A 16,733-nucleotide genomic window follows, 5' to 3' on the forward strand; every position below is an offset into this window, starting at 1 on the left:
CCCCCCCCCCTCCCCTCCACCCCCCCCCCCCCCCCCCCTGCCCCCCCCCCCCCCCCCCCCCCCCCCCCCCCCCCCCGCCGTCGTCATGAGCAGACCTTGCCGTCCTTCGGCACGGTGCCGTTCAGCAGGTACGCGTTCACCGTGGAGTCGACGCAGTCGCTGCCACTGCCGTACGCCCCGTGGCCCTCGCCCTTCCAGGTGAGCATCACGCCGACGCCCTTGCCGAGCTCGTCCGCCATCTTCTGGGCGCCCTCGTAGGGTGTGGCCGGGTCGCCGGTGTTGCCCACGACCAGGATCGGGGCCGCACCGGGGGCGCTCACCTCCGGTGTGTCGAACTGACCGGGCACCGGCCAGTCGTGGCACCAGCCGGCCGTGTCCCAGCCGAGGAAGGCGCCGAACACGGGTGAGATCTCCTCGAACTCGGGCAGCAGCTTCTTCGTCTCCTCCATGGCCGGCCGCTGCTTGTCGTCCAGGCACGATATGACCCGCTGTGAGTGGGTCGTGGTTCCGTAGCGCCCCGAGGCGTCGCGTTCGTTGTAGCCGTCGGCCAGGGCCAGCAGTTCGGAACCGTCCCCCTCTTCCGCCGCCTCCAGCGCGCTGGTCAGCGCCGGCCAGCTGGTCTTGCTGTACAGCGGCAGGACGATGCCCGTCAGCGCCAGCGACTGTGTCAGCTCGCGTCCGGACGAGGACGTCGGCAAGGGCTCGGCGTCGATCCGGTCCAGCAGCTCCGCGATCTCCCGCGACCCCTGCCCGGGGTCCTGGCCGGTGGACTTCAGGTAGTTGTTGAGAGCCGTCTGGAAGCCACGCGCCTGGTTCTTGGCGTGCCCGACGGTGTCGGCGGTCGGGTCGACCACCGCGTCGAGCGTCAGCCGGCCCACCTTCTTGGGGAACAGGTGGGCGTAGACGCCGCCGAGTTCCGTGCCGTAGGAGATACCGAAGTAGTTCAGCTTGTCGTCGCCGAGGGACTGCCGGATACGGTCCATGTCGCGAGCGGTGTCGGTGGTCGACACATGGGCCATCAGATTCCCGGCGGCCTCCTGGCAGCCCTTGCCGAAGTCGGCGGCGTCCTCGAGGTACGTCCGCTCCTCGGCCGGGGTGTCCGGGGTGCCGTCCACCGACGACTCGGCGGCCTGGATGCCCTTGTCGTTGCGGCAGCGGACGCCCTCGCTGGCGGCCACTCCGCGGGGATCCCAGCTGACCAGGTCGTACCGCTCGTGCAGCTTGGCGACCGTGGGGGCGTAGGACGGCATCATGGAGACGCCCGAGCCGCCGGGGCCGCCGAAGTTGAACAGCAGGGAGCCCAGGCGGTCGTCTCCCGTGGCCCTGGCCCGGATGAGGGCCAGTGGGATGGTCGAGCCGTCCGGCTCCGACCAGTCCAGCGGCACCTGGAGTGTGGCGCACTGCCAGTCGCCGCCTGGTGCCGGCGCGTTCCCGGAGGCTTCGCAACGCCCCCAGTCGAGCGCCGTCCCGCCGCTCTTGCCGTCGTCGCGGCCGTTGCCGCCGTCCCCCGAGTCGTCGTCCGACGAGCCGGCGCCGCTGCAGCCGGCCGTCAGCAGCGCGGCGGCGACCGTCAGGGCCGTCCACCGTGTGAAACGGGTCATGTGCCGATTCCCCCCTCGCAGGCCGTCCGCACCGTGCCACGGATGGCGGTCGTGCCATGGTAGGCACATTCGCCGCCCGCCGCGGCGGCCTGTGGGTAACGCTCTGACCAGCGGATACGCGATATTCCTGCTTCCGGTCAGGAACAGACGGTTCCGTCCTTCGGCACCTTCCCGTCCAGCAGATAGCCGTGCACCGCGTCCTGCACGCACCGGTTCTCGCTGTTGTAGGCGCCGTGCCCCTGCCCCTCGTACGTCAACCCCACACCGACACCCTCGCCGAGAGCCCGCGCCATTGCGCGTGCCCCCTCGTACGGGGTGGCCGGATCGCCGGTGTTGCCGATCACCAGGATCGGTGCGGCACCGGGAGCGCTCACGTCCGGACGGTCCGCGGCACCCGGCACCGCCCAGTCCGTGCAGCTGATCATGCTCCATGCCAGATAGTCGCCGAACAGCTCGGACGCGGCCCGGAATCCGGGCAGGCTGCGCTCCACGTCCGCGGGGCCGTAGCGGGGCCTGTCGTCGGCGCAGTTGATGGCGACGTTGGCCGCGACGAGGTTGCTGTACTCGCCGTTCTCACTGCGCCCGTTCATCGCGTCGGACAGCAGCATCAGAATCGTGCCGTCACCGTCGTAGGCCTGCTCCAGACCATCGGTGAGGAACTCCCAGAACTCCTGCGAGTAGAGCGCCTGCGCGATCCCGTTGGTCGCCATGGTCTGGGTCAGTTCCCGTGGGAAGATCCCCGGGACGGGCGTGCTGTCGAGGTCTTCCAGGAGCCCCGCGACACGGTCCTTCACGTCTTGGGCGCTGTCGCCGACGGGGCATTCCTCGACCTGGGAGACACAGTCCTCGGCGTAGTTGTCGAGCGCGAGCTGGAAACCGCGGGCCTGTCCGAGCGCGCCCTGTTCCGCGGTCTCGGTGGGGTCGACGACCGCGTCGAACACCGCACGGCCCACCCTCCCGGGGAACAGGTGGGCGTAGACGCCGCCGAGTTCGGTGCCGTAGGAGATGCCGAAGTAGTGCAGACGCTCGTCGCCCAGGACCTGGCGCATCAAGTTCAGGTCACGGGCCGCGTCCGTGGTGCGCACATGCGGCACGATCCGCCCGGAGTTCTCCTCGCAGTCGGCGTTGAACTCCTTGGTGCTGTCCAGGAGTTCCCTGCGCTCCGCGCCGTCGTCGGGGGTGGCGTCCTGCTGGAGGCGGGTGTCGAGCCGCTGGTCGTTCTGACAGATCACGGGTGCGCTGCGGCCGACCCCGCGGGGATCGAAGCTCACCAGGTCGTAACGGGCGCGCAGGGCCGCGTAGTCCTCGCCGAAGGCGGGCAGCGTGGTGACGCCGGAACCGCCCGGGCCACCGAAGTTGAAGATCAGGGAGCCGATGCGCTCGCTGTCGGCGCCGCTCGACCGGGCCCGGATCAGCGCGAGGCCGATGGTGTCGCCCTCGGGATCGCCCCAGTCCAGCGGAGCCTTCATGGTGGTGCAGCTCCACTCGCCCCGGGCACCGGGCAGAGGGGAGGGGGGCGGGCCTCCGCCCTGCGCCTCGGACGGGGCCGGGCAGTCCTTCCAGTCGAGCTCCTGCCGTGTCAGGTCCTCGTCCCTGTCGTCCTCGCCGCAGCCCGCCAGCAGTGCGGGCAGCAGGACGGCGCAGGCGGTCAGGGCAGCGGCACGCAGACGGTAGGGGTGGGGCATGCTCCCATCCTGCGGTCGCCGGGGACGGGACGCGCGGGACACGAGCCGTACGAGGTAAGGGCCCCGCACCTCACGAGGAGGCCCGTCTACAGGGCCGCCTTGCGCGTGAGGTGGTTGAAGGCGAGCCAGCCCGGCAGCACGGGCAGCCACAACGTCAGCAGCCGGAAGAGCAGCACCGCCGGTGCGGCGACCTCCTTGGGGAGCCCGACGGCGATCAGGCCGACCGTCAGGGTCGCCTCCACCGCGCCCACACCGCCGGGCGTCGGAGCCGCCGACCCCAGCGCATTGCCCGCGAGGAAGACGACGGCGACGCCGGCGAGGCTGACCGAGGTCGTCTCGTCGCCGAATGCCCTGATGGACGCGTCCAGACACATCACGAAGCACGCCGTCAGCAGCAGCATGCCGCCGATGCCGGTGATCAGTTTCTGCGGGCGCTGCAGCACATCGAGCATGCGCGGAACGACACCCGCGAACAGCGACCGCACGCGCGTGACGACGAACTTCCGCAGGAACGGCACCGACGTCACCACCAGCACCAGCACCGCCACCGTGAGCAGGCCGCCGATCACCGTGCGGGACGGCGAGAGGGAGGGGGTCTTCTCGGTACCGGTCAGATAGCCGAAGGCCAGCAGCATCAGGATGTGGCAGCCGAGCCCGAAGAGCTGCGACGCGCCGACGCTCGCCACCGCGAGCCCCGGCCGTACCCCGGCACGCTGGAGGAAGCGCGTGTTCAGGGCGACACCGCCCACCGCCGGCGGGGCGACGATCTTCACGAACGAGCCGGCGACCTGCGCCGCAACCGTCCGCAGGAACGGCACCCGCTCCGGCACGAACCCGAGCAGGGCCATGGCCGCCGCGAAATAGCTGGCCGCCGAGAACAGCACGGCCGCGGCCACCCAGCCCCACTCCGCGTTGGCGATCAGCGGGCCGAACTCGATGTGGGTGAGCTGCGTGAGCAGGAAGTACGCGCCGATCGCGCCGGCGATGAGACTGATCAGCGTCCGCGGGCGTACCCGCTCCAGGCGGGCCGGCTCGACCGGGGCCTGTGGCCGGATCCGCAGCACCTCGTGCCGGATCTGGGTGAGCAGATCCTCCTCGCGTACCTCCTCCAGCGCTTCGTCGATGGCCCGCTTCTCGGCGCGCTGCTCCGCGCGTACGGCCTTCTTGCCGGGCCTGTCGGGCAGGATCTGTTCGGCGTCGTGGGCGCCGTGCTCCGCGCGGGCCGGCCTGGTCTGCCGGGAGGCCTCCAGCACCGCCTCCCGGTTTCGCTCGGCCCGTTCCCGCGCCAGCTTCCGCAGGGTCCCGCGCGTGGAGCGGCTCAACGCGATGGGCTGCAGCATCGGCAGACAGTCCGCCACGGTGTCGGGGCCGAGGACGCTCAGCGCGGAGGCCACCGCGCGTTCGGCGCCCACCCTGAGACCCAGTGTCACCAGCAGCTGGGAGATGTCCATGCGCAGCAGCAGATCGCCGGCCGCGATCTCGCCGCCGCGCAGATCGGTGAGGATCACCGTGCCGGAACGATCCACCAGGATGGCGTCGCCCACCAGCCTGCGGTGCGCGATACGGCGGGACTGCAGAGCCTGAACCTGGTGCCAGGTGTCGTACAGCAGATCGTCGGTGATCTCCTCGTCCGGCAGCGAGTCGAGGGTGCGCCCACCGCTGTGCTCGTAGACGAGCATCACCGCGTCGGGACCGAGTTCGGACATCGCGATCAGCTTGGGGGCGTTGGCGCCGGCCGCGATGGCCGCGTACGCCAGCAGCGCCTCCTGCTCCAGCGCCTGGCGCAGTGACTGCAGGCTGCTGCGGGTGGCGAAGCCGCGCAGGGCCAGATTGCGCCACGCGCGGTAGAAGAAGCCCTGCGCCTGCTGCTCACGGTCGACCACCGTGACGTCCAGCGGCGGACCCTCCTCCAGGGTGACGAAGTACCGGCGCCCGCGGTCACCCGCCTCGGAGGCGTCCGGTGCCTCTTCGCGCGAGGCGGTCACGGGACGGAAGCCGACGGTGCGCAGGCCCGCCATCAGGGTGCGTCCGGTGGGGCGCACATTGGGCGAGCCCACCGCGTAGAGGGTGCCGTAGGCGACGGTCCAGCCGATCAGCACCGTGAGGATGATCGAGAACGGGGTCGTGTACCCGGTGACGAGCATCGAGAAGGCGTCGAGGAGCAGCACGACCCACAGCACCGCGCGCCACCGGGGTCGGCGGGACATGCCGACGGCCGTCATGTAGGCGATGACCGGCGCGAGGTAACCGTGCACCGGGTCGGTGAGGGCGTGGATGTCACCGGGGGAGGGCTGGGTGAGTGCCTCCTGGATCGAGCCCGGGGCGGCACGGGCCACCCAGAGGTCGGTGGCGAGTGTCACACCGTGTGCGAGGACGGCGGCGAGCACGCCGTCGGCGATCCGCAACCCGTCCCGTTTGATCAGCCGTTCGATGGCGAAGGCGACCGGTACCAGGAGGATCGCGATGCTCGAGGCCAGGCCCGCGATCTTGATGAGCAGGTCGGGCGCCTGACCGGTGCCCTTGTTGATGTCCTGTTCCAGCCCCGAGGTGGTGCCGTGCGCGAACGCGGCGATCGCCAGCAGCACCACGATGGCGAGGACACCGCCCAGGAGCCGCATGAGATCGGACGGGCGGTGCACTCGGGCGGGGAGCAGCGGTTCGTCGCCCTCCACCTCGTCGATGTGCGTGGTGTCCGGGTCGGTGGGACCGGGGCCCGCGGTGTCCGGGCGCGACGAGGCGTCAGGGGTGCCCTCCGTGTCCTCGGGGTGCGCACCCTGCTGCTTCATCATCTCTTCTCGATCTCGTATCACCGGTCACCGCCCGCACGATGGTGGCATGCCGTATCGGCACAAGCGGGCATCAGGGTCCGAAAGCGGGGCGGCACAGTCTGCCCGAAGCACTGCTCCGGGGCGAGTCGTACGCACACGCGTGAGCGCGTCGCGTTGTCGGTGGGGTGGGGCAGGATGGGTGGGATGAGTCAGGAGAGCCTTCCGTCCGACGGCGGCCCGGCGGACCCGGACGCCCTGCCCGAGTACGCCGAGCGGGTCCTCGAGGTGGCCGAACTGATCCCTCCGGGTCGTGTCATGACGTATGGGGATGTGGCCGAGTGGCTGGCGGAGGGCGGCCCCCGGCAGGTGGGGCGTGTGATGGCCCTGTACGGGGGAGCGGTGCCGTGGTGGCGCGTCGTCCGCGCGGACGGTGTGCTGCTGCCGGGCCACGAGCCGAGGGCCCTTGGCCACTACCGCGCGGAGGGCACACCCCTGAAGGAAGCGAGCCGGGCCGCTCAGGACCATGTGCCGCGGCTCGACATGAGACGCGCGCGATGGGACGGCGGCGGGCACCCCGAGGGTCACACCTGACAGCTTCCGCCATCGCGCCCGCCGCCGTGTGACCCGTGATCCGCCAGGGGCAGACGGGGCATATCCGTGGCATGACGTACGTTCGTGAGGCGAGGGACATGTGCGCCGTGAGTGCCGGGAGGGAAGAAGCGGACAGTCGGCTTCCGCGGTTCTCCCCGGCGTAGCGTCGGCAGCGCGTGTCCCCGTCATCCGCCCACCGCCCCGCACGCGCGGCGAACGGCCCCACAGCAAACCCACCAGGACCGGCGAACCACGTGAGCTCCTCCTCCACCACCAGCGGCCTGTCGCACCCCCCGGTGCGGCGGGGAAACCGTGGTGCTTATCGACTGGTGCGTACCCCGCCGGCTCGCGTGAATCCCCCTCGACTGGACGCCGCACAGCGCTCCGTGGTTGAGCACGGAACCGGTCCGCTGCTCGTTCTCGCGGGTCCGGGTACCGGGAAGACCACCACGCTCGTCGAGTCCGTGGCCACGCGGATCGCCCGCGGCCAGGACCCCGAGCGCATCCTGGTGCTGACGTTCAGCCGCAAGGCGGCCGTCGAACTGCGCGACCGCATGGCCCTGCGCATCGGGGCCGCCCACGCGCCGCAGGCGACCACCTTCCACTCCTTCTGCTACGCCCTGGTCCGCGCCCACCAGGACAGCGACCTCTTCGTGGAGCCGCTGCGGCTGCTGTCGGGCCCCGAGCAGGACGTCACCGTCCGTGAACTGCTCGCCGGCCAGGTGGACCTGGAGCGGCTCGGGCTGGCACACGTGCGCTGGCCGGACGAACTGCGCGCCTGCCTGACCACCCGCGGTTTCGCCGACGAGGTCCGCGCGGTCCTCGCCCGCAGCCGCGAACTGGGCCTCGGCCCCGGCGCCCTGGACGCCTTCGCCCGCCGCATCGGACGCCCGGACTGGCGCGCCGCCTCCGCCTTCCTCGCCGAGTACCTCGACGTCCTCGACCTGCAAGGAGTCCTCGACTACGCCGAACTCGTCCACCGCGCGGTGCTCCTCGCCCACCGTCCGGAGACCGCCCGGCAGCTTGCCGCGCGGTACGACGCCGTCTACGTCGACGAGTACCAGGACACCGACCCCGCCCAGGTGCGGCTGCTGCACGCCCTGGCCGGCGGACGCACCCTCGTCGCCTTCGGCGACCCCGACCAGTCGATCTACGCCTTCCGGGGCGCGGACGTGGGCGGCATCCTGGAGTTCCCCCACGCGTTCCCCCGCGCGGACGGCCGCCCGGCCCCGGTCGAGGTGCTGCGCACCTCCCGGCGCTCCGGCGCCGCCCTGTTGGAGGCCACCCGGCTGGTGACCCGGCGCATGCCGCTGCCCCGGCTCCCCGCCGACAAGGTCCGCGCCCACCGGGAGCTGGTACCGCCGCGGGACGGCGGCCGGGTCGAGGTCTACACGTACCCGACGTCCGGCACCGAGCTGGACAACATCGCGGACATCCTGCGCAGGGCACACCTGGAGGACCAGGTCCCCTGGGGAGACATGGCCGTCCTGGTGCGGGCCGGATCCCGCACCCTGCCCATGGTCCGCCGCGCGCTCACGTCGGCGGGCGTCCCCGTGGACGTCGACGGCAACGACCTGCCCCTGCGCCACGAACCCGCCGTGGCCCCGCTGCTGACGGCCCTGCGCGCGGTGGCGACCGCCGAGGCGGGCGAGCGGGAAGACGCCGGAACCGACTCCGACGCCGACGCCGACGCCGACGCGTGCTGGCTCGACACCGAGACCGCTCTCACACTCCTCACCTCCCCCCTCGCCGGCATGGACGCCGCCGATCTGCGCCGCCTCGGACGGGCCCTGCGCGAAGAGGAGCGGGCCGCGGGCAATCCGCTGCCACCACCCTCGGACGAGCTGCTCGCGCGTGCGCTGGCCGAGCCGGAACGGCTCGCCGTGCACGATCCCGTCTGTGCGCGGGGCGCCCAGCGGCTCGGCTCCCTGCTGCGCCGGGCCCGTGAGGGGCTGGCGGCCGGCGGTACGGCCGAAGAGGCCCTGTGGGCCCTGTGGGACGGCACGCCGTGGCCCCAGCGCCTGGAGCGTTCCGCCCGGCGCGGCGGCGCGGCCGGCCGCAACGCCGACCGGGACCTCGACGCCGTGTGCGCCCTGTTCGCGACCGCCGCCCGCGCGGAGGAGCGCACCGGTGGCCGGGGCGCCCTGAACTTCCTCGAGGGGATCGAGGCCGAGGACATCGCCGCCGACACCCTCACGCGGCGTGCCGTCCGTCCCGACGCCGTACGTCTGATGACCGCGCACCGCTCCAAGGGCCTGGAGTGGCGCCTCGTCGTCGTCGCCGGTGTCCAGGAGGGCCTGTGGCCGGACCTGCGCCGCCGCGGCTCCCTCCTGGAGGCCGACCGCATCGGCCGCGACGGACTCGCCGAACCCCTCACTCCCGGAGCGCTCCTCGCCGAGGAACGCCGTCTGTTCTACGTTGCCGCCACCCGCGCGCGCGAGCGTCTCGTCGTGACGGCCGTGAAGGCCCCCGCCGACGACGGCGACCAGCCCTCCCGCTTCCTGACCGAGCTCGGCGTCGAGCCCAGGGATGTCACCGGGCGACCCCGCCGCCCTCTGTCCGTCGCCGCACTCGTCGCGGAACTGCGCGCCACGACGGTCGACCCCCGGGTCTCGGACACCCTCCGGCAGGCCGCCGCCGGACGGCTGGCCCGGCTGGCCGCGCTCGCCGACGAGGAAGGGCGCCCACTGGTGCCGTCCGCGCACCCGTACCGCTGGTGGGGCATGTTCGAACCCACCGAGAGCAAGGTGCCGCTGCGGAGCCGCGACCAGCCGGTCGTGCTTTCCGGCAGCGCCCTCGACCAGCTGGCCAACACCTGCGCCCTGCAGTGGTTCCTGGGCCGTGAGGTGAAGGCCGACGCACCCGCGACCGCCGCCCAGGGATTCGGCAATGTGGTCCACGTCCTGGCCGACGAGGTGGCCTCCGGGCACACCCCGGCCGATCTCGCCGTCCTCATGGAGCGCCTCGACTCCGTGTGGAACGCGCTCGCCTTCGACGCGCCGTGGAAGTCGGCGCAGGAGAAGGAGAACGCGCGCGTGGCGCTCGAACGCTTCCTGAGGTGGCACGTCATGGACCGCACCGGACGCACCCCGGTGGCCAGCGAGCACGACTTCGACGTCACCCTCGAAGCGGGCGACTACCAGGTGCGCATCCGCGGCCAGATGGACCGCGTCGAAGCCGACGGCGAGGGACGCGCGTACGTCGTCGACTTCAAGACGGGAAAACGGACGCCCAGCACCAAGGAGGTGGAGCGCCACCCCCAGCTCGCCGTCTACCAGCTCGCCGTCGGTGAGGGCGCCGTCGACGAGGTCTTCGACGGGACGCGCCCCGAACCGGGTGGTGCCGAGCTCGTCCAGCTTCGCCAGGGAGCCGCCAAACGGGACGGGGGCGAGACCCTGCCCAAGGTGCAGGCCCAGGAGCCGCCGGAAGGGGAGTGGGTCGGCGATCTGCTGGCCACGGCCGCCGGCAAGGTCCTCGACGAACGGTTCACCCCGACCGCGGGCCAGCACTGCGCCCACTGCGCGTTCCGTGCCTCGTGCAGCGCCCGGCCCGAGGGGCGCCACGTCGTCGACTGACCGGCGTGACGCATCGCACCACCCTCTCCGACCTGCGATTCTGCGCTCCCGGAGGGCCCGGTCGGCTTCCGGTGTCAGTGTCCGCCGCTAGATTCTCCGTGTGCCCGCCCCTCTCACCGATCCCGATCAGCTCAAGGAGCTCCTCGGTATCCCCTTCACCCCGGAGCAGACGGCCTGCATCACCGCGCCGCCCGCCCCGCAGGTGATCGTGGCCGGAGCCGGATCGGGCAAGACGACGGTGATGGCGGCCCGCGTGGTGTGGCTGGTCGGCACCGGCCAGGTCGCACCCGAAGAGGTGCTCGGCCTCACCTTCACCAACAAGGCCGCCGGTGAGCTCGCCGAACGCGTCCGCAAGGCGCTGATCAAGGCCGGCGTCACCGACCCCGATGCCATCGACCCGGACAACCCCCCGGGCGAGCCGGTGATCTCCACATACCACGCCTTCGCGGGCCGTCTGCTGACCGACCACGGACTGCGCATCGGTCTCGAACCGACCTCCCGGCTGCTCGCCGACGCCACCCGCTACCAGCTCGCCGCGCGCGTCCTGCGCGAGGCCCCCGGTCCCTACCCGGCGCTCACCCGCTCCTTCCCCGACCTGGTCGGCGACCTCCTCACCCTCGACGGGGAGCTCGCCGAGCACCTCGTACGGCCCGAGGACCTGCGCGCCCACGACGCCGAACTGCTGAGCACCCTGCAGAGCACCGAACTCACCAACGCCGACCTGCGCAAGGTCCCCGAGGCCGCTGCCGCGCGGCGCGAGCTGGCCGAGCTGGTGCTGCGCTACCGGGCCGCCAAGCGGGAACGTGATCTGCTCGACTTCGGAGACCAGATCGCCCTGTCCGCGCGGCTCGCCGCCGTCCCCGAGGTGGGCCGCATCCTGCGTGACGAGTTCCGCGTGGTCCTCCTCGACGAGTACCAGGACACCTCGGTCGCCCAGCGCGTCCTGCTGGCCGGACTGTTCGGCGGCGGCACCGGCCACCCGGTGACCGCGGTCGGCGACCCCTGCCAGGCCATCTACGGCTGGCGCGGCGCATCCGTCGCCAACCTCGACGACTTCCCCGAACACTTCGCCCACGCCGGCGGCCGGCCCGCCACCCGCCAGTCGCTCAGCGAGAACCGCCGCAGCGGAGGCCGACTGCTGGACCTCGCCAACGGGCTCGCCGGCCCCCTGCGCGCCATGCACGCGGGAGTGGAGGCCCTTCGCCCGGCCCCGGGCGCCGAACGCGACGGCACCGTCCGCTGCGCCCTGCTGCCCACCCACGCCGACGAGATCGGCTGGATCGCCGATTCCATCGCCCACCTCGTGAACACCGGGAAGGCACCGGGCGAGATCGCCGTACTGTGCCGCACGGCGACGGACTTCGCCGAGATCCAGGGCGCCCTGGTGGCCCGGGACCTCCCCGTCGAGGTGGTCGGCCTCTCCGGGCTGCTGCACCTGCCCGAGATCGCCGACCTGGTCGCCGTCTGCGAGGTCCTCCAGGACCCGGGCGCCAACGCCTCCCTCGTACGGCTGCTGACCGGCCCCCGCTGGCGCATCGGCCCCCGCGACCTCGCCCTGCTGGGGCGGCGCGCACGACGGCTCGTCTCCCACGCGCGCGTGGACGGTGACGACGACCCCGACCGGCGGCTCGCCGAAGCCGTCGAAGGCGTCGACCCGGCCGAGGTGATCTCCCTCGCCGACGCCCTCGACACGTTCCTGGAGACACCGCTGGACGGCCGCGGGGACGACGACGGCCTGCCCTTCTCACCGGACGCCCGCGTACGCTTCGCCCGCCTGGCCGCCGAACTGCGCGACCTGCGCCGCTCCCTCGCCGACCCCCTCATGGACGTCCTGCACCGCGTCCTCGCTGTCACCGGCCTCGAGGTCGAACTCTCCGCGTCCCCGCACGCCCTGGCAGCCCGCCGACGCGAAACCCTCTCCAACTTCCTCGACATCGCCGCGTCCTTCGCCGCCGGCGACGGTGAGGCCACCCTGCTCGCCTTCCTCGGCTTTCTGCGTACCGCCGCCCAGTACGAGAAGGGCCTCGACAACGCGCTGCCCGGCGGCGAGAACACCGTCAAGGTGCTCACCGCCCACAAGTCCAAGGGCCTCGAATGGGACGTCGTGGCCGTCCCCGGACTGGTCACCGGCACCTTTCCCAGCAGTCAGGGCCGCGAGAAGTGGACCGCGCAGGGCAGGGTGCTGCCGCACGCACTGCGCGGCGACGCCGACACCCTGCCCGACGTGCTGAGCTGGGACTCCCGCGGTCTGAAGGCCTTCCACGAGGCCATGAAGGACCACCAGCACACCGAGGAGCTCCGCCTCGGCTACGTCACCTTCACACGCCCGCGCTCCCTGCTGCTCGGCTCCGGTCACTGGTGGGGCCCCAGCCAGAAGAAGCCCCGTGGCCCCTCCCCGTTCCTGTACGCCCTCCACGAGCACTGCGCCGCCGGGTACGGCGAGATCGAGGCGTGGGCGGACGAGCCCGCCGAGGGCGAGGAGAACCCCGCCCTGCACCGGGCCGGCGGCGATCAGGTGTGGCCCCTGCCGCTGGACGCCGACGCCCTCGCCCGGCGCCGCGCGGCCGCCGAGACCGTCCTCGCCCACCTGGACGCCCTTGCCGTCCACCCGGACGGTCCCGCCACGGCCGTCCACGACCCCGGCACCTACGACGACCCGGACTGGCCGCCGCCACCGGACGAGGAGGACTCCTTCCCCGAGGGGGAGCCCTTCGCCGAGGGGGAGCCCTTCACTGACGGAGAGCCCTTCGCCGAGGGGGAGCCCTTCACCGCGACCGACCCGGACGACTGGGACTCCTGGACCGCCGACCGCCCCACCGTCCCGCACCAGGCGACAGCCCCTGAAGCCACCCCACGCCCCCGCGCGGAGCGGCGTCGGCCCGCCCACGCACCGGGAGAACCCCGGCTCACCCCGGAGGAGGCCCGCGCCGTCGCCTCCTGGGACCGCGACCTCGACGCCCTCACGGGAGAGCTGCTGCGCACCCGCGCCGCCGTGACCGAAGTCCCGCTGCCCGCCTCGCTGACCGCCTCCCAACTGCTCCGCCTCGCCGAGGACCCGGACGCCTTCGCCCAGGAGCTGGCCCGCCCCATGCCCCGTCCGCCCCAGCCCGCCGCCCGCCGAGGCACCCGCTTCCACGCCTGGGTCGAGGCACGCTTCGAAGCACTGACGCTGCCCATGCTCGACCCGGAGGAGTTGCCCGGCAGCGACGCCGAGATCGATGACGAGCGCGACCTGGAGGCCCTCAAGGAGGCCTTCGAACGCACCGAGTACGCCCACCGGACGCCCCACCGCGTGGAGGCGCCCTTCCAGCTGACGATCGCCGGCCGCGTCGTCCGCGGCCGCATCGACGCCGTCTACAAGGAAGAGGGCGAGGACGGAACGACGTACGAGATCGTCGACTGGAAAACCGGCCGGGGCCGCACCGCCGACCCGCTCCAGCTCGCCGTCTACCGGCTCGCCTGGGCCGAACAGCACGCCATCGAGGTGGAACACGTCACAGCCGCGTTCCTCTACGTACGCACCGGCGAGATCGTCCGGCCCGGCGTACTGCCCGGCCGCGCGGAGCTGGAGCGACTGCTGCTCGAGGAACCGCCCGGTGATATACCGCACTCCGAGGACACCCCTGCGGGCCGATAGGCTCGAGACCATGAGCCAGCCCGTTGACAGTGCCGTCAGCGCCGTCCGTACCTACATCGAGCAGCACCGCGCCGCCTTCCTCGACGACCTCGCGGAATGGCTGCGCATCCCGTCCGTCTCGGCCCAGCCCGACCACGCGCCCGACGTGCGCGACAGCGCCGACTGGCTCGCCGCGAAGCTCAAGGAGACCGGTTTCCCCACCGCCGAGGTCTGGCACACCCCCGGCGCCCCGGCCGTCTACGCCGAGTGGCCCTCCGCCGACCCGGAGGCACTCACCGTGCTGGTCTACGGCCACCACGACGTACAGCCCGCCGCCCGCGAGGACGGCTGGGACAGCGAACCCTTCGAACCCGTCGTCCGCGACAACCGCCTCTACGCGCGCGGTGCCGCCGATGACAAGGGCCAGGTCTTCTTCCACACCCTCGGCGTCCGCGCCCACCTCGCCGCGACCGGCCGCACCACCCCGGCCGTCCATCTGAAGCTGCTGATCGAGGGCGAGGAGGAATCCGGATCCCCGCACTTCCGTGAGCTCGTCGAACAGCACGCGGACCGGCTCACCGCCGACGTCGTGATCGTCTCCGACACCGGAATGTGGTCCGAGGACACCCCGACGGTGTGCACCGGCATGCGCGGCCTCGCCGAGTGCGAGATCCGGCTGTACGGCCCCGACCAGGACATCCACTCCGGCTCCTTCGGTGGCGCCGTCCCCAACCCGGCCACCGCCGCCGCCCGCCTGGTGGCCGCCCTGCACGACGAACACGCGCGCGTGGCGGTCCCCGGCTTCTACGACGGCGTCGTCGAGCTCACCGACCGGGAACGCGAACTCTTCGCCGCGCTGCCCTTCGACGAAGGGGAGTGGCTGCGCACCGCCACGTCGCACGGAACCCGGGGCGAAGCCGGATACAGCACCCTGGAGCGCGTCTGGGCACGCCCCACGGCCGAGGTCAACGGCATCGGCGGCGGCTACCAGGGCCCCGGCAGCAAGACGGTCATCCCGTCCTCCGCCATGGTGAAACTCTCCTTCCGACTGGTCGCGGGACAGGACCCGGAACACGTGATGAACGCCGTCCGCGCCTGGGTGCCCGGACAGCTCCCCGACGGCATCCGCCACGAAATCTCCTTCAGCCCCGCCACCCGCCCCTGCCTGACCCCGCTGGACCACCCCGCCCTGCGTTCCCTGGTCCGCGCGATGGGCCGCGCCTTCGGCACACCCGTCCTGTTCACGCGCGAGGGAGGCTCCGGGCCTGCCGCGGACCTTCAGGACGTCCTCGGCGTACCGGTGCTCTTCCTCGGCATCTCCGTCCCGTCCGACGGCTGGCACGCCCCGAACGAGAAGGTCGAGCTGGACCTGCTGCTCAAGGGCGTCGAGACCAGCGCATACCTGTGGGGCGACCTCGCCGAGCACTGGCGGCACGCCCCCTGACCTCCCACGCCGTCCGAACCCGACGCCCGCGCGGGGCACACGGGAGCGGCCCGCCGCCACCGCGCGGCGCCGGACCCGGCTCCTGCCGCGCGTCCCGCCGAACCGCCCGCCGACCCAATCCGTTCCACCGGGGGAGTTGGAAGCACCCGTGACCACTTGGACCGACCACACCGCCGACCGCCCCGTCTCCCTCACCGCCCCGAGCGGCATCGACCGCGCCGCCCACTACCGGCTCGACGAGGCATGGCTCGCGGCGGCCTGGAGCCACCCCTCGACCCGCTGCTTCGTGGTCTCCGGCGGCCAGGTCCTCATCGACGAGACGGCGGACGGACGTACCGAACTCGTCATGACCCCGTCCTTCGAGGCCCCGCTCACCGAGGCACACCGCTACTTCCTGGGCATCGACGAGGACGGCGTCAGCTACTTCGCCCTCCAGAAGGACTCCCTGCCCGGTCGCATGGACGAGTCCGCCCGCCCGGCAGGCCTGCGCGAGGCAGGGCTGCTCCTGCCGCCGCGTGAGGCGGGCCTGATGGTGCACGCGGTCGCCCTGGAGAACTGGCAGCGGCTGCACCGCTTCTGCTCCCGCTGCGGCGAGCGCACCGTCATCGCCGCCGCCGGCCACATCCGCCGCTGCCCCGCCTGCGGTGCCGAGCACTACCCGCGCACCGACCCCGCGGTGATCATGGCCGTCGTCGACGAGCACGACCGCATCCTCCTCGGCCGCCAGGTCCACTGGCCCGAGGGCCGCTTCTCCACGCTCGCCGGATTCGTCGAGCCCGGTGAGTCCATCGAGCAGTCGGTACGCCGAGAGGTCCACGAGGAGGTGGGCATCGCCGTCGGCGAGGTCGAATACATCGCCAGCCAGCCCTGGCCCTTCCCCTCCAGCCTCATGCTGGGCTTCACCGCCCGCGCCACCACGACCGGGATCAACGTGGACGGCGACGAGATCCACGAGGCCCGCTGGTTCTCCCGCGACGAGCTCGGCGCCGCCTTCGAGTCCGGCGAGGTGCTCCCGCCGTACGGCATCTCGATCGCGGCCCGCCTGATCGAGCGCTGGTACGGCAAGGCCCTGCCGGCCCGCAACGCCTTCTGAACCGGGACACGAAGAAGCGGGGTGGCCCCCTCAAGAGAGGAGGCCACCCCGCTTCGTGTGAACCGCTCAGACGCCGACCTTCTGCTTCACCTGCGCCAGCGACGGGTTGGTGAGCGTCGAACCGTCAGCGAAGAGGACAGTCGGGACTGTCTGATTTCCGCCATTCGCCTTCTCCACGAAGGCCGCGGACTCAGGGTCGTGTTCGATGTTGATCTCGGTGTACGCGATGCCCTCGCGGTCCATCTGGCTCTTCAGCCGACGGCAGTAGCCGCACCACGTGGTGCTGTACATCGTCACAGTGCCCTGCATGCCTCTCGCGCTCCTTCGGCGGCGGGGAAGTTCTTGTCGTGGGGGGAACGT

The 16,733-nt window shown here is 72.3% G+C and carries 9 protein-coding genes; 5 read left to right on the top strand and 4 right to left on the bottom strand.

Annotated elements, in window-relative coordinates; translation table 11 throughout:
• Positions 1-83 precede the first annotated feature (83 nt).
• The 3 genes from ACZ5C2_RS23025 to ACZ5C2_RS23035 form a co-directional block, all read right to left on the bottom strand.
• A complete protein-coding gene (locus tag ACZ5C2_RS23025; protein WP_468793981.1) occupies positions 84-1,601 on the bottom strand; it encodes an alpha/beta hydrolase in 1,518 nt (505 codons plus the stop codon).
• A 137-nt stretch (positions 1,602-1,738) separates the two neighbouring features.
• Positions 1,739-3,286, bottom strand: a complete 1,548-nt coding sequence (locus ACZ5C2_RS23030; RefSeq protein WP_468793984.1) for an alpha/beta hydrolase — start codon at positions 3,284-3,286, stop codon at positions 1,739-1,741.
• Positions 3,287-3,372: 86 nt separating this feature from the next.
• On the bottom strand, positions 3,373-6,072 hold the full coding sequence (locus ACZ5C2_RS23035; protein ID WP_468794305.1) for a lysylphosphatidylglycerol synthase transmembrane domain-containing protein: 2,700 nt from the start codon (positions 6,070-6,072) through the stop codon (positions 3,373-3,375).
• Positions 6,073-6,258: 186 nt separating this feature from the next.
• Between ACZ5C2_RS23035 and ACZ5C2_RS23040 the strand changes: the two genes are divergently transcribed.
• The 5 genes from ACZ5C2_RS23040 (at position 6,259) to nudC (ending at position 16,373) form a co-directional block, all read left to right on the top strand.
• The gene (locus tag ACZ5C2_RS23040) at positions 6,259-6,645 is read left to right on the top strand and encodes an MGMT family protein (RefSeq protein ID WP_468793987.1); all 387 of its coding nucleotides are present in this window, start codon (positions 6,259-6,261) and stop codon (positions 6,643-6,645) included.
• A gap of 254 nt (positions 6,646-6,899) precedes the next feature.
• Positions 6,900-10,220: an ATP-dependent helicase gene (locus ACZ5C2_RS23045; RefSeq protein WP_468793990.1), complete on the top strand. Its 3,321-nt coding sequence runs from the start codon at positions 6,900-6,902 to the stop codon at positions 10,218-10,220.
• A 100-nt stretch (positions 10,221-10,320) separates the two neighbouring features.
• Entirely contained in the window at positions 10,321-13,857 is a 3,537-nt protein-coding gene (locus ACZ5C2_RS23050) for a UvrD-helicase domain-containing protein (RefSeq protein ID WP_468793993.1), read from the top strand.
• Between the two features lie 10 nt (positions 13,858-13,867).
• Positions 13,868-15,280 (top strand): dipeptidase, encoded by a 1,413-nt coding sequence (locus ACZ5C2_RS23055; protein ID WP_468793996.1) that lies wholly within the window; start codon positions 13,868-13,870, stop codon positions 15,278-15,280.
• Between the two features lie 148 nt (positions 15,281-15,428).
• Positions 15,429-16,373, top strand: coding sequence for an NAD(+) diphosphatase (gene nudC, locus ACZ5C2_RS23060; protein ID WP_468793998.1), 945 nt, complete (start codon positions 15,429-15,431; stop codon positions 16,371-16,373).
• 66 nt (positions 16,374-16,439) lie between these two features.
• Here the strand turns inward: nudC and ACZ5C2_RS23065 are convergent, their stop codons facing one another.
• Positions 16,440-16,682, bottom strand: a complete 243-nt coding sequence (locus ACZ5C2_RS23065; RefSeq protein WP_468794001.1) for a mycoredoxin — start codon at positions 16,680-16,682, stop codon at positions 16,440-16,442.
• Between the last annotated feature and the right edge of the window lie 51 nt (positions 16,683-16,733).

Source organism: Streptomyces sp. NPDC031365, assembly GCF_055569765.1.

Excerpts from the sequence above, each read along its gene's own strand:
- ACZ5C2_RS23040 (WP_468793987.1), top strand. The coding sequence starts at position 6,259 with ATGAGTCAGGAGAGCCTTCCGTCCGACGGCGGCCCGGCGGACCCGGAC.
- ACZ5C2_RS23035 (WP_468794305.1), bottom strand. The coding sequence starts at position 6,072 with ATGAAGCAGCAGGGTGCGCACCCCGAGGACACGGAGGGCACCCCTGAC.
- ACZ5C2_RS23055 (WP_468793996.1), top strand. The coding sequence starts at position 13,868 with ATGAGCCAGCCCGTTGACAGTGCCGTCAGCGCCGTCCGTACCTACATC.
- ACZ5C2_RS23025 (WP_468793981.1), bottom strand. The coding sequence starts at position 1,601 with ATGACCCGTTTCACACGGTGGACGGCCCTGACGGTCGCCGCCGCGCTG.
- ACZ5C2_RS23030 (WP_468793984.1), bottom strand. The coding sequence starts at position 3,286 with ATGCCCCACCCCTACCGTCTGCGTGCCGCTGCCCTGACCGCCTGCGCC.
- ACZ5C2_RS23065 (WP_468794001.1), bottom strand. The coding sequence starts at position 16,682 with ATGCAGGGCACTGTGACGATGTACAGCACCACGTGGTGCGGCTACTGC.